Raw genomic sequence first — 15,010 nt, 5'->3', positions numbered from 1 at the left:
GCACGGTGTGCTTTCAACGCAAGCGAGGTCTGTCTGCGTCAATAAAGACGCAGGCAGGGCAGGTTAGTGTAGTTGTGCTTTAGAAACTAGGTTGTGACTAGTGTGCGCTGACGACCTGCTTGAGCGCTGCGATTCAGCGCGCGAAAGCAATTCGGAGCGTGAGCTTGCTCAGACGGAAAGTCCAGTGGACTTTCCGTGCAAGCTCAACAGCGAGCGCTTAAAGCGCAAGCGTCAGCTGTTTGCTAGTTATCTCAGTCAAAGAGCAAGTGCGCGACAATCTTATACGAAACGACATTCCCTTTACAGTCGTGTAAAGGAAATGCCGTTTTTCTGCAATATAACGTTTCCGCTACGCACGCTTTTTGTTCAGTGCGTTGTACAAGCCGGAGCAAGCCGCGCTCGCAACGAAAGCCTTAATTAAATCGCCAATCATGAAGATAATCAAGGTTGCGGCAGCAGTCGAAAGCGGCATGCCGGTAAGTAAGCTCTGACCGAAAATGCCGAATGCGTAAATCACAATCGTGCCAATTATGGAAGCAACAGCGTAAGTGCAGAAACGAACGAAAGTCTTCTTCAATGAACGCTCTGGCATCATTGCGTCAAGAGCAACGTCGAATACGTGCTTCAAAGCGGCAGTTGCGGCAACACCGAAAATAAAACCAACGAGGAAGCCTGCAGTAGGACCAACGAATACAGCCCAGCCGCCCTTAAATCCAGCGAACACAGGCAAGCCTGCAGCACCCAAAGCAAGATACATTACAACGGAAGCAACGCCCTTGCGCCAGCTCAAAGTCAAACCAATAATGCACAAAACAAGAGTCTGCAACGTAATTGGCACAGGAGTAATAGGAAGATAAATTGCGCCTGCCATAGTAGAAAGAGCCAACAGCACAGTGAGAAGAACTGGTTTTGCGAGCCAAGTTGCGACTGCCTTTACCTTATTAACGGTTACAGTTGTGGCTGTTGCAGTTGTTGCTGCATTATTTTGATTCATGCTAGTCATAAAAACCTTCTTTTGGTTATTGCCGGTTTGCTGCTTGAGTAGATTGCAGCTTAAGTAATTCGCTACTTAAGACTTAAGCCTTCGCCGGTTGTTTTCCGTTTCGCTAATCACATTACGTGCCATAAAAATCATGTGCATTGGAGAAGTGTACAAAATTTTGCTCTAGCTTTTGTGTATGTCGACTCATACGTAAACGCAACTTTTCTAATATCTTGTAACGTATGGTTACGAATATCAAAAAAATCCTCATCGCAAACCGCGGTGAAATCGCCTTGCGAGTTATTCGCACGGCTCACGAAATGGGCATTTCTACCGTTGCAATTTACGCGCCGACTGATCGCAATGCTCAGTTTGTAGAAATGGCAGACGAAGCGTACGCACTTTCCGGAGACACGTATCGCGACACTTATTTAAACGAAGATGCGATTCTTGACATTATTAAAAGAAGTGGCACGGATGCTGTGCACCCGGGTTACGGATTCCTTTCAGAAGTTGCGTCTTTTGCGAAGAAAGTCAACGATGCTGGGGTTATTTGGATTGGCCCTCGTCCAGAAGCGCTTATTGATTTGGGTGATAAAATTACAGCTCGCCGCGTGGCTGTGCGAGCGAAAGTGCCGCCAGTTCCAGGCATTTCGGAGCCGGTAAAAGATATTCGAGAACTGTTGACTTTTGCGCAAACGCACGGCTATCCGGTGATGATGAAGCGCACGGATGGCGGCGGCGGACGCGGTATTACAGTCGTTCATAACGACGATGAGTTGCGCGGCTTTTACATGAATCACGACGCTTTGCAGGGCGGCGACTTAGACGAATATTTTATTGAGCGTTTTATTGACAAGGCTCGCCACGTAGAAACGCAGTGCGGCCGCGACGCTCACGGAAATTTCACCGTATATTCCACGCGCGATTGCTCGGTGCAGCGCCGAAACCAAAAGCTGGTTGAGGAAGCTCCTGCACCGTTCTTGACCGACGATGAAAAAGATCAGCTTTACCGATATTCTCGTAACCTATTTGAAGCTGTTGATTATGTTGGTCTTGGCACGTGCGAATATATGGTGACTTCTCAGCATAAAGTCTACTTCTTGGAAGTTAATCCGCGATTGCAAGTTGAGCACACGGTGAGTGAGGAAGTGAGTGGACTTGATTTGGTGCGAGAGCAGCTCAATATTGCTGACGGCGGTGAGTTGATTAAGGATCCGGAGCCGCGCGGACACAGCTTTGAGCTTCGCATTACTTCGGAAGATCCTGCTACGAATTTGACTCCAAGTTCCGGCACTTTGACGAAGATTAAGTGGCCTTCCGGCCCTGGTATTCGCGTCGATTTTGGTGTTGAAGTTGGCGATAATATTTCGCCAAAATTCGATTCCATGATGGGCAAGCTTATTATTACTGCGCAAAGTCGCGAAACTGCTGTTGCTCGCGTGCGTCGCGCTTTGAAGGAACTTTGCATTGAGGGCGTGCCAACTCCGGCGAAACTTTTTGAGCAGATTTTTAACGACCCTGAGTTTACGGCTGAAAATCACAGTTTTGACGTGTCTACTAAGTGGATGGAACGCAAGTATTTGAACCGCGTTCCTGCAGCTTCCTTGGGTGGTCAGCCGGCTTCGCTTGTTTCTGGAAAGTCTGCTGATGAATCCGAAAATAAGCAGCCTACAATGGAATCCTTCATTATTGAGGTTGATAATAAGCGCGTAAAGCTTACAATTCCGCAAGATATTGTTGATAATTTGACCGGCTCTGCGCGAGTTCGTAGCGTTTCTAGAGCTTCCCAGCCGTTGCGTGGGCGTTCTCTTCGCGGCAGTACCCACAAATCTGAAGAGCAAAAGCAGATTCCTGGCGTAATTGCAGCTCCTATGCAAGCTGTTATTACGCGCGTGAATGTGGCTGAAGGTCAGCAGGTTGCTAAGGGTGATTTGCTTGTGGTGCTTGAGTCCATGAAGATGGAAAATTACGTGTACGCTCCGGCGGCAGGTACCGTTACTGGAATTTTTGTGGGGCCTGGCGACGGCGTGGAATCGGGCGCAAAACTGGTGACGATTGATCTTGCTGAGGATAAGAACGCGGATAAGAACGCGGATAAGAACGCGGATTCTGCACATAGCGCGGATAAGTCTTCTGAATCTTCCGAAAGTGCAAAATCTTCCGAAAGTACAGCATCTTCAGAAAAATCTTCTGAAAGTTCGCAAGGAGAGCAAAAATAATGAGCGCGTTATTGCAAGAACAAACAAAAATTTCAGCAAAAACTGCTTCCAGTGATGCTCTCAGTGAAGCGACTAACGTGAACGCCGCCAACTTGCAGCCGCGCCGCGGAAAAGCAGCCGTTCAGCACGCAGCAAAATTAGCTCGCGACGCAGAACAAAAGGCATGCGAACGTCAGCACGCAAAAGGCAAAAGCACTGCTCGCGAACGACTTGACTTGCTTTTTGACACCGGCTCCTTCGTGGAAATCGGACGTTTTAACGGCGGTGATATCAACAACGATGTTGCCGGATGTGCTGTAATCACCGGCTTTGGCGAAGTTTATGGCAGAAAAGTTGCCGTATATGCGCAGGACTTTTCTGTGCGAGGCGGAACGCTCGGCAAAGCGGAAGGCGAGAAAATCTGCCATCTTTTGGATATGGCTTTACAGCTTCGTGTGCCAGTTGTTGCAGTAATTGATTCCGGTGGCGCTCGCATTCAGGAAGGCGTGAACGCGCTGATGCAATACGGACGCATCTTCAAAAAAACTTGCGAAGCAAGCGGCTTAATTCCGCAAATCTCCATTATTCTTGGACCTTGCGCTGGTGGTGCTGTGTATTGCCCTGCGTTGACTGATTTTATTATTATGACGCGTGAACATTCCAACATGTTCGTCACTGGCCCGGATGTTGTTAAAGCGGCAACCGGCGAGGCTATTAGCATGGACGATTTGGGCGGCGGTCTTGTGCATAACGCAACTTCTGGAGTCGCTCACTATTTGGGTGAAGATGAAGCGGACGCGATCGACTACGCGCGCACGGTTTTGGCTTATTTGCCGTCTAGTTGCGAAGTGGAGCCTCCTACTTTTGCTTACGCTGCAACGCGAGCTGACCGCGAAACTGCGCGAGAGTTGGCAAGTATTGTACCAGATAACGACCGTCAGCCTTACGATGTGCTGGACGTGATTCGTAGGATTGTTGACTATGGTGAGTTTGTGCAAGTGCAGGAATTGTATGCTGCTTCGGCAGTGGTTGGTTTTGCTTGCATTGAGGGGCATCCGGTTGGAATCGTAGCGAATCAGCCAAAAGTGAATGCCGGTATTTTGGACGTAAATTCTTCCGAAAAAGTAGCGCGATTTGTGCGATTGTGTGATGCGTTTAATTTGCCTGTGGTGACTTTGGTTGATACCCCTGGTTATAAGCCGGGCTCGGATCAAGAGCATGCTGGCATTATTCGCAGGGGTGCGAAGGTGATTTATGCGTACGCAAACGCGCAAGTGCCGCTGGTTACAGTGATTTTGCGTAAGGCTTTCGGCGGAGCTTATATTGTGATGGGCTCGAAGTCGATGGGTGCGGACGTAAATTACGCGTGGCCAACCAGCCAGATTGCGGTTTTGGGTGCGCAAGGTGCTGTGAATATTATTCATCGCAAGGATTTGCAAAAAGCAAAGGAGCGAGGTCAGGACGTTGCGGCTCTGAGAAAGCAGCTGGTTGACGAATATGAGGCGACTACCGTGAACGCAAATCTTTCGCTGGAAACGGGTCAGATTGACGCAATGATTGACCCGGAGCAGACGCGCGATATGATTGCTGGTTCGCTGAGGCTTTTGCGCAGTAAAAAGCGGGTTTCTAGGACTGGAAAGCATCACGGAAATCAACCAATGTAGAAATCTAAAGAAATCTACAAAAATCTACATAAATTACAGAAATCGCAAAATTTATAAAACTTATAAAAATTTATAAAACTTATGCAAATCGACGAGAAGGAACTACTATGACAACCTACTTTTTTGACCAACTCGCTCATAATCCTCACGCGCTCATTTTCGCAGGTCAATCAACTCCATGGGTTGACGCTTTAAGAGAACTTGGCAAAGACGAGGAGTTAAATGCTGAGCTTCACGAGTATGAGGCTAGCGCAAAAGCTTTGCTCGCACCAATGTACGCTGAACTTTTAGCAAATGCCGGCGGAGACATAAATGTTTTCGACGCGCTTGAAAATAAGCATATTAACGCCGCAAACGCGCTTCTTAGCGTGCCTGGAATCACCTTAGCTCAGCTGGGTGCCGTGCGTGACTTAACAAATCTTGGCTATAACTTTGAAGTAAACAAGCCTTGCGCTGTGTTGGGGCATTCTCAGGGCGTCATTGCAGCAGAAATGGTAAAAGCAAGGCTGAAAGCAAAGTCTTGGCAGAAGGCTCGTGCACAAATCGAAGAACTGCTTGCAATTGCCTACTTAATTGGAGCTGCAGGGGATCGCGAATCGCGCATGCTTGAAATTACGGGTGACGGCGAGCACACGCCAATGCTGTCGCTTAAAGGAGTTACGAAAAAGCAAGCAGAAGCGCTTATTTCTCGCGTAGAGCGCACGCGAGGAGAAATCTCAATCGCAGTTAAAAACGCTTACAATCACGTGGTTATTGCAGGTTACCCGGAAGATATGGAAGCCGTGGCAAACGAAGCGCAAAAAGAAGCGAAACGTTCGCAAAAATTGCGCGAAATGAAGGTGCGCGGCGGCGCTGTGTTTGCGCCGGTTGCTGAATATTTGGATGTGACAGTGCCGTTCCATTCGCCAATGCTTCAGCCTGCGGTTGATCGGGTAGAGGATTGGGCGCGTGAGGCTGGTTTGAACACTGCAGTTGCGCGAGAGTTGGCGGATGCTGTGCTTGTGCAGCCTGTTGATTGGGCTGCGCAAATTGGCGAAGTTTTGGATCAACATGATGCGCGCTCGCTGTGGATATTAGATATGGGTCCTAGCGAAGTGCTTGGCAAACTTACGGGTGTGCTTGTGCAGGGGACTGGCGCTGGAGTTGTGGAAGCTGCTACCATGCGCGCTCGTGCGCAGCTTTCAACAGCTGACTCGGCTTCTGAGCCACAGCGCACCGGCTGCTGGGCTGATTTTGCACCTCGCGCTATCAATACCCCTGCCGGGTATAAAGTTCTTACGAAATTCAGCAAGCTTACCGGCAAAGCGCCTGTGCTTCTTGCAGGTATGACACCAACAACAGTAGAGCCAGAAATTGTTGCTGCAGCAGCGAATGCAGGATACTGGGCTGAGCTTGCTGGCGGCGGTCAGGTAACTGCAGAAGTTTTCGATCGTCATATGAAGTCGCTTGAAAAGCAGCTTCGAGAAGGTGCAACTGTTGAATTTAACGCCATGTTTATGGACCGCTACCTGTGGAATTTGCAGTTTGGTTCGAAGCGAATCGTACCAAAAAAGAGGCAGTCGGGCGCTCCAATTGATGGCGTAGTTATTTCTGCTGGCATTCCAGAACTTGACGAAGCTAAGGAATTAGTAGCGTCTTTGCAAAAAGACGGATTCCCTTACGTAACGTTTAAGCCGGGAACAGTTGATCAAATTCGTCAAGTTGTGCGCATTGCTAAGGCGGTTGCTCCAGCCACGATTATTGTGCAAGTTGAGGGCGGTGCTGCAGGCGGCCACCATTCGTGGGAATCTTTGGACGATTTGCTTATGACAACGTACGCACAAGTGCGCGAATGCGATAATTTAGTGCTTGTTGCGGGTGGCGGTATTGGTACTCCTGAGCGTGCTGCAGACTACATTTCCGGCGAATGGGCGCGTGAGTATGGTTTACCGAATATGCCAGTTGATGCCGTAATGATTGGCACAGCTGCAATGACAGCAAAAGAAGCGCACACAAGCCCTGAAGTAAAGCGTATGCTGGTTGAAACTCCGGGAATTGTGATGCCTAAATCTTCTAGTATTGAAGGTTTTGATGAGGATCCGTTCGCACCTTTGGGAGAGCGTTGGGTGCCTTCTGGCAAAGTTATTGGCGGTGTGACGAGTGGCTTAAGCCATTTGCACGCGGATATTTACGAGCTTGAAAACGCTTCTGCACGTTGCGGACGCTTGCTTGTTCACATGATGAAGCATCCGGAAGAGCTTGAAACTCGCCGCGACGAAGTAATTGCAGCGCTGAACTCAACTGCAAAACCGTATTTTGGCGACTTGGAAAGCATGACGTATGCTCAGTTTGCTCAACGTTTCCTCGATTTGGCATACCCGTGGGTAGATCCTACGTATGCGGATCGCTACATGCACTTACTGCAGCGTATTGAAGCTCGTTTAGTGAGCCAAGATTCCGGCGAGTTCACGTCGATTTTGCCAACTCGCACGCAAGTTGGAGAGCATCCTCAAGCTGCCTTGAATGCTTTAGTTGAAGCGTTGCCTCAAGCTCGTGAGCTTAATGTGGTGCCAATGGATGCCGCTTGGTTCCCAACTTTGGTGCGCGAATACCCGAAGCCAATGCCATTCGTGCCAGTTATTGACAACGATTTGCTGCGCTGGTGGGGTCAAGATCAGCTTTGGCAGTCGGAAGATTCGCGCTACTCAGCAGACGCTGTGCGTGTAATCCCAGGACCTATTTCCGTGGCTGGAATCACAACTATGGATGAGCCGATTGCGGATATTCTTGGACGTTTTGAAGCAGCAATGCTAAATCGAACAAAAGAAAATCGTGCGGAAAGTGCGGAAAATCGCGCAGAAAATCGCGCAAATCAGTCTGCATTCAGCCAAATTGCAGCAGCTGCAAACGTTGAAGCATATGTGCGCGCATGCCCGAATATTTCCTGGGTTGGTCACGTCACTGCAAATCCTGCGTACGGTACAAAATTAGGTGATGAAAATTACGTAATTACTGTAACTGCTACAAATGACGACGTAATTTCGCTTGATTTGGATATTAAGCTCGATACTTTCTGGGATAATCAAGAAAATCAGGAAGCGCAGAATGCTGCTAAAAACGCTGCTAAAAACGCTGCTAATTCAGCAAAACGCAAGCATGCAGTTCGAGATATTATAATTCCGCTTACAGTTGATGCAAGTCAAGCAGGAAGCATTCCGGTAGTTGATCGCGAACGCCTTCCAAAGCATGTGTACGAAATGCTGGCAGCAACCGCAGGCATTGGAAATACTGCGATTACGGGTGATGTGCTCGACGCTATGCCTAAGGTTGAAAGAGTAAAAGAAGATGGCAGTTTGGCGAAATTGCCGGAAGATTTGCTTAACGAAGGTTATAAAGATTTCCCATTCGGATTAGTCCATTCGTCTTATACTTTCTCTCGCAATCTTGGAATAGATCACGAGTCAGCAACGGCTGGTCGACTCCCAGACGGTTTACTGGCCTCTCGCATTGTGCCGGACGCGTTAGTTGGTCCTGCTTGGCCAACAATTTACTCGGCTTTGGGTTCCGTAATGGTTGACGGATACCCGATTATTGAGGGCTTGCTGAACGCAGTTCATTTGGATCATTTGGTTGAGCTTGACGTTGACGCTGAAGAATTCCGCAAGTATGTTGACAAGCGAATCAACCTGCTCGGCTGGGCGGAACCGTACGCAGAATCTGCTTCCGGACGCGTGGTCACCATTCACATCGTGCATACTGCCGCTGACGGTACGCGACTTGCGCACGAAACCGAGCGTTTTGCAATCCGCGGTCGCAGCTTTAGTAACGCACTTCCAGAGCCAGCTGCCGAATACGGTGACGCAGCAGGATTGCACGGATACGAAATTGAGGACACTCCTCGCCGAGCTTTGCGCAGAGTAGTAGTTCGCGCGCCTCACGATATGACCGCTTTCGCACGTACTTCCGGCGACTTCAACCCAATCCACACCTCCGCTAGGGGAGCCGCAATTTCCGGACTTTCCGCACCACTCGTACACGGAATGTGGCTGTCTGCCACCGCTCAGCACGTGGCTCAAGCAGTTGATGCAAAGGGTGCTCGCTACGAGCTTATCGGCTGGTCTTACAACATGTACGGCATGGTTCAACTGGACGACGAAGTAGAAATCACCGTTGAGCGCGTTGGCAAAGTTCGCCGCGGCGGACTCGCTTTGGAAGTCACATGCCGAGTTAATGGGCAAATCGTGTCTAAAGCAAGCGCACTTACTCGCGCTCCACGCGCAGCATTCGTATACCCGGGGCAGGGTATCCAAAAGCAAGGAATGTCGCTGGATGAGCGAGCAAAGTCGCCGGCTGTGCGTGATACTTGGGAGCGAGCAGATAAGCTTACTCGCGAAAAGCTTGGGTTCTCAATCCTCGCCGTCGTGCGCGATAATCCAAAGGAACTTACAGCTCACGGCGTAACATATCGTCATCCTGAAGGACTGCTGAATTTGACGCAATTTACGCAAGTTGCGCTCGCAACAGTAGCGTTTGCACAAACCGCGCGTTTGCGTGAAGCTGGATGCGATATTTGGCCAGCCTACTTTGCCGGTCACTCGCTTGGCGAATACAACGCATTAAGCTCCTTCGCGCAGATTATTCCGCTCGAAACTGTGCTGGAATTGGTGTTCCACCGTGGATCTACCATGCATCATTTGATTGAGCGCGACGCTCAAGGACGCTCGAACTACCGCATGGGCGCACTTCGACCAAACCAGTTCGGAGTTGGCGATGAAGGCGTAAACGCTTACGTCGAAGGAATTTCCAAAGCTACGGGCGAATTCTTACAGATTGTAAACTACAATTTGGCAGGTCAGCAGTACGCAATTGCTGGAACAATTAAGGGCTTGAAGGCTTTGCAAGCTGACGCTTCTCAGCGCGCGAAAGAATACGGCGGAAAGCCGCCATTCATGCTCGTGCCTGGAATTGACGTGCCATTCCATTCTCGCATTCTTCGTAAAGGCGTGCCGGAATTCCGCGATAAGCTCGACTCGCTGCTGCCAAAGCATATTGATTACTCTGTGCTTGTAGATCGCTACATTCCAAACCTCGTGGCTTGCCCGTTTGAGCTTACTCGCGAGTTTGCGCAGAAGATTTTGGACGTTGTGCCATCCGAGCGTATTGAAGCAGCTTTGGAAGATGAAGCAACTTGGAAGTCTTACGCAGACGACGAGCAAAAGCTTGGTAGACTGCTTCTTACGGAGTTGCTTTCGTGGCAGTTTGCTTCTCCAGTTCGCTGGATTGAAACGCAGGCTCTTCTGTTTGCTGATCGCGCTCGCGGCGGTCTTGGCGTTGAAGAATACGTGGAAGTTGGTTTAGGAAACGCTCCAACTTTGGCAAATCTTGGTGCGAAAACGCTTGCTTTGCCGGAATTTAGTGGCGAAAAGGTGACTGTTTACAACGTTGGCCGAGACGAGGGTCGCGTTTATATGACGGATACGGATTCGCTTGTGCCGGAAGTGTTTGATGAGGAAGATAGTACGATTGAAGCTGCGCCTGCAGCTTCGGCAGCAGCTTCTGCAGCTGCTACTTCTGCAGCAACTTCTGCACCTGCTTCTGCTCCTGCAGCTCCTGCTGCTACTAACGCAGCAGCAAGCGGTCCTGTAGCAGACTTGTCATTTAAAGCATCTGACGCAATCTCAATGCTCATCGCCTATAGTGCAAAAATTCGCCTCGACCAAATTGGCGATGCGGACACAACCGACACGCTCACAAACGGCGTATCTTCCCGCAGAAACCAGCTGCTTATGGATATTAGTTCCGAGCTTGGCGTAGCTAGCGTGGACGGTGCTGCTGAAGCTCCAATGAGTGCATTGCGAAAGCTTGTGGATTCGGTTGCTCCACGCTACAAGGCTTTTGGTGCAGTACTTTCCGATATTGTTCGCGAACGTTTGCGCGCGCTGTTCGGTGCGGCTGGTGTGAAACCTGCGCAAATCGACAAGCGAATTTCTGAAGTCTGGCAGTTAGGTGAGGGTTGGCGTGCTCATGTGCTTGCAGCTTTGGTTTTGCAAACTCGCGAAGGTGCAAGCGTGCGCGGCGAAAATCTTGCGCAACTTTCTACGGATCCTGCAAAGAATACTGCTGCAGCTGACGCTTTAATCGACGCAGCAATTCAGCAGGTTGCTCAAGCTCACGGCGTTAGCGTTTCTCAGCCGGGTGCTGCTGGCGGTGCTGGTGGTGCTGTGGTTGATTCTGCAGCTCTTGACGCTTTCGCTCAGCAGGTTGTTGGTGCTGACGGCGTGCTTGCTGCAACCGCTAAGTTTGTGCTTGCAAAGCTTGGTGTTGAGGCTCCTCAAGCAGAAACTGAAGCCGACGAAAACGCGGCTGTTGTAGCTGCTGTTGAAGCTGAGCTTGGTGCGGATTGGCCAAAGCAAGTGGAGCCTCGATTTGATGAGCGAAAGGCGATTCTTTTCGACGACCGTTGGGCTTCTGCTCGCGAGGACGTTGCGCGCTTGTACTATGAGCATGCTGTAAAGAATGAGGATGCTCAAGCAGATGAAGTTTCGGCAATTGCAAGCCGATTCGGTAGTTTCTTGAGCGCCGGTGAGGCTGTAGCTTCGGAAGCTGAGTGGTTTGAGAGTGCTGCTAAGTCGCGCGGATTGGAAAATCTTGCAACAATATTGAATGGTATTGCTCGCGATTCTCGCACGAAACTTTCGCAAAGTAACGCTTCTGAAGACACTGCTTACGTAACTCGTTTTGCAGGAGAAGTAGCAGTTGTTACAGGTGTTGCTCCAAACTCAATCGCAGCTCGCGTAGTAACAGGCTTGCTCGCAGGTGGCGCGACTGTTATTGCAACTTCGCACAGCTTTAAGCCGAGCGTAAAGTCTTGGGCAAAGAAAGCGTATCGCGAATATGCTTCAATGGGCGCGAAGCTTTGGCTTGTGCCAGCAAACTTGTCTAGCTACCGCGATGTTGATGCGCTTGTGAAGTGGGTTGGCACAGTTTCAAAGAAAGTTAGCGGCGCAACCACTACTATTTTGAAGCCAGCTTACGAGCCGAGCATGTTCTTCCCGTTCGCAGCACCTCCAGTTCACGGCACGTTGGCTGATTCTGGTTCGCTTTTTGAATCGCAATCGCGCTTAATGCTTTGGGGTGTAGAGCGTGCAATTGCTGGATTTGCGCAGATTGGAGCAGATACGGATGTGCAACATCGTATGCACGTTGTGTTACCTGGTTCTCCAAACCGCGGTATGTTTGGCGGCGACGGCGCTTACGGCGAAGTCAAGAGCGCGTTTGATGCGATTGTAAGCCGTGCGCATGCGGAAAGTGTGTGGTCGGATCGCGTTACATTCGCTCATCCAAAGATTGGCTGGGTGCGTGGAACCGGCTTAATGGGCGGAAATGATCCGCTTGTGGCTGTAGTTGAGCGTCACGGATTAACTACCTACTCTACACAAGAAATGGCAGACCGTTTGCTTGATTTGTGCACTCGCGAGGCGCGCGAACAGGCTGCAATCGCGCCTTTGGATGTTGATTTTACGGGCGGATTAGGCAAGGAGCCTCTTGATTTGAACGCGCTTCGTGCAGAAGCGTTGGAAGATCAAAAGCGTGCGGAAGCTGCGGAAGCTGCGGAAGCTGCGGACGAGTCTGCCGAATCTTCTGCTACATCAACTGCTAAATCAACCAACAAAGCGCTTCCAACTCCTTACGTGCCAACTCAGCCGCAAGTCAACTTGTCTGATTGGAAGAATGTAACAGCGCGACCAGAAGACGAAATCGTAATCGTCTCCGTCGGTGAGCTTGGACCATGGGGTTCCGGACGTACTCGTTTTGAGGCGGAGCTTGGAATTAAGGAAGACGGTTCAGTAGATCTTTCTGCAGGAGCAGTACTGGAATTGGCTTGGAATATGGGCTTGCTTACTTGGCAGGATTCACCAAAGCCGGGCTGGTATGATGCGGAAGGCACGCTTGTTCCGGAAGAAGACATTGCAGAGAAATATCGCGATGAAGTAGTGGCGCGTTCCGGTATTCGACCATTTGAAACCGGCATGGGCGGCGACTACAAGGACGGAGCGAACGAAGAAGAAGCAGAAATCTTCCTCGATCACGATGTGAGCTTCAGCGTTCCAACAGAAACGATTGCGCGCGAATACGTGGCTCTTGACGAAGCACACACTGAGATTGCTCGCGATGCAGAATCGGGAGAGTGGACGGTTACTCGCAAGGCAGGTTCTATGATTCGCGTGCCACGTAGGGCTGCAATGACCAGAACCGTCGGCGGACAATTCCCTAAGGGCTTCGACCCGCTGAAGTGGGGTATTCCGGCTTCGATGGTTGGAAGTGTTGACACGATTGCGTTGTGGAATATCGTCACAACTGTGGACGCTTACATTTCCGCCGGTTTCACGCCTTCGGAGATTTTGCAATCCGTGCATCCGTCGCTGGTTGCTTCTACGCAAGGCACTGGTTTTGGTGGTATGAGCTCAATGCGAAAACTGTACTTAGATCGCTTCCTGAACCACGAAATCCCAACCGACGTGCTGCAAGAGGCACTTCCAAATGTTGTGGCAGCTCACGTAATGCAAACCTATATCGGCGGCTACGGAAACATGGTTCAGCCGGTGTCTGCATGCGCAACTGCAGCGGTTTCGCTCGAAGAAGGCGTTGATAAGATTGCTCTCGGCAAAGCTGACTTCGTAGTAACTGGCGCAATCGACGATATTGGCGTGGAATCTGTGGTCGGCTTCGGCAATATGAACGCAACTGCCAATAGTGAGGAAATGTATGCTAAGGGCATAAATCCTCGATTCTTCTCTCGTGCGAACGATCGCAGACGCGGCGGCTTCCTTGAGGCTCAAGGCGGCGGTACGATTTTGGTTACGCGCGGCGATATTGCGCTGAAGCTCGGTTTGCCTGTTGCGGGAGTGGTTGGTTTCATTCACTCCTATGCTGATGGCATTCACACTTCCATACCTGCCCCGGGTTTGGGTGCGTTGGCTGCAGGCATGGGCGGTGCTAAGTCTAAGCTCGTGCGCGATTTGGCGGCGCTTGGCGTAACTCCGGACGATATTGCTGTGGTTTCTAAGCATGATACGTCTACGAATGCCAACGATCCGAACGAATCTGAGCTGCACAATACTCTTGCGCACGCAATCGGACGCACGGACGGCAACCCACTGTTCGTAATCAGCCAAAAGACGCTAACCGGACACGCAAAGGGTGGCGCGTGCATCTTCCAAATCAACGGTTTGACGCAACTGTTTAGAACTGGCGTAATTCCAGCGAATGTGTCGCTTGATTGCGTGGATCCTAAGCTTTCGCGAGATGACCACATGGTTTGGTTGCGCGAGCCGATGCGTATTAGCGGCGGAACAGTGAAGGCTGCGCTTGCAACTTCACTCGGTTTCGGCCATGTGAGCGGATTTGTTGCGCTGGTTCACCCGGGTGCTTTTGAAGCGGCTGTGGCTGCTAGCGCTGGTGCTGAGGCTCTGGAGGAGTGGCGCAAGCGCGCAAACGCTCGCTTGGCGGCGGGTCAGAGAAGGCTTGAGGAAGGCATGATGGGCCACGCTCCACTGTTTGAGCCAGTGGAAAATCGCCACTTGCTGAAGGATGGTACGCGCCTACCGGATGGCACTCGCTATGACGGCCACGAGGCAGAAAAGGCTATGCTGCTGAATCCTGACGCTCGCCTTAACGCGAACGGCTACTACTGCTGATCTGCTGCTTTAGCTTGTTTTGACAACAAACGCCGGGGAATTTTCTCCGGCGTTTGTTGTTGCGTGACGACCTGCTTGAGTGCTTAGATTGTGGCGCGAGTTTTGGGGAATTTCTCTCCTCGCAAGTTCCCGTCCTTCGTCGCTCTGGCTGTTAAAGGTTTTACTGTCTGCTTTGTTCTTAAACGAATGTTGCTTCCTCAGTCCTCTTTTATTGCTCGTAGAGAAATTCCCCAAACTCTGCGTGCTTAACCATTAATAACCGTGCCTTATCACAGAGATTTTTCGATTTTTCTTCTTCGCTCGTCTTGTCAGCAGCCTTCGGCTCTGACGTCCGCCTTCGTTCAGTGCGAAAAATCTCAAATCTCTACCACACTAATATTTGTGCCAACCAAGCAACACCCACCCCTCACGCGTTAATTCACCCACCGTCGTTTTGTGATGTGGTAGGTGTGCTTGGTGTGGTGTGTGCAGCAGCATGAATGCTAG

Annotated in this window: 4 protein-coding genes; 3 read left to right on the top strand and 1 reads right to left on the bottom strand. The window is 50.5% G+C overall.

Annotation, left to right across the window (positions count from 1 at the left end; all coding sequences use genetic code 11):
- Nucleotides 1–349: 349 nt before the first annotated feature.
- Nucleotides 350–1,003: a biotin transporter BioY gene (locus HMPREF3208_RS06340; protein WP_064347839.1), complete on the bottom strand. Its 654-nt coding sequence runs from the start codon at nucleotides 1,001–1,003 to the stop codon at nucleotides 350–352.
- Between the two features lie 221 nt (nucleotides 1,004–1,224).
- On the opposite strand from HMPREF3208_RS06340, the gene HMPREF3208_RS06335 reads away from it, so the two are divergent.
- The 3 genes from HMPREF3208_RS06335 to HMPREF3208_RS06325 all read left to right on the top strand — a co-directional run bounded on the left by HMPREF3208_RS06335 (nucleotide 1,225) and on the right by HMPREF3208_RS06325 (nucleotide 14,524).
- The gene (locus tag HMPREF3208_RS06335) at nucleotides 1,225–3,204 is read left to right on the top strand and encodes an ATP-binding protein (protein WP_064347838.1); all 1,980 of its coding nucleotides are present in this window, start codon (nucleotides 1,225–1,227) and stop codon (nucleotides 3,202–3,204) included.
- Nucleotides 3,204–4,847: an acyl-CoA carboxylase subunit beta gene (locus HMPREF3208_RS06330; protein WP_064347836.1), complete on the top strand. Its 1,644-nt coding sequence runs from the start codon at nucleotides 3,204–3,206 to the stop codon at nucleotides 4,845–4,847. Before HMPREF3208_RS06335 ends, HMPREF3208_RS06330 begins: the two co-directional genes overlap by 1 nt.
- Before the next feature lie 107 nt (nucleotides 4,848–4,954).
- A complete protein-coding gene (locus HMPREF3208_RS06325) occupies nucleotides 4,955–14,524 on the top strand; it encodes a type I polyketide synthase (RefSeq protein WP_064347834.1) in 9,570 nt (3,189 codons plus the stop codon).
- The last annotated feature ends 486 nt before the right edge of the window (nucleotides 14,525–15,010 follow it).

Origin of the sequence: Gardnerella vaginalis (assembly GCF_001546485.1) — a bacterium.
Lineage (GTDB): Bacteria > Actinomycetota > Actinomycetes > Actinomycetales > Bifidobacteriaceae > Bifidobacterium > Bifidobacterium vaginale_D.
This window is presented reverse-complemented; position numbering and strand designations above follow the sequence as displayed.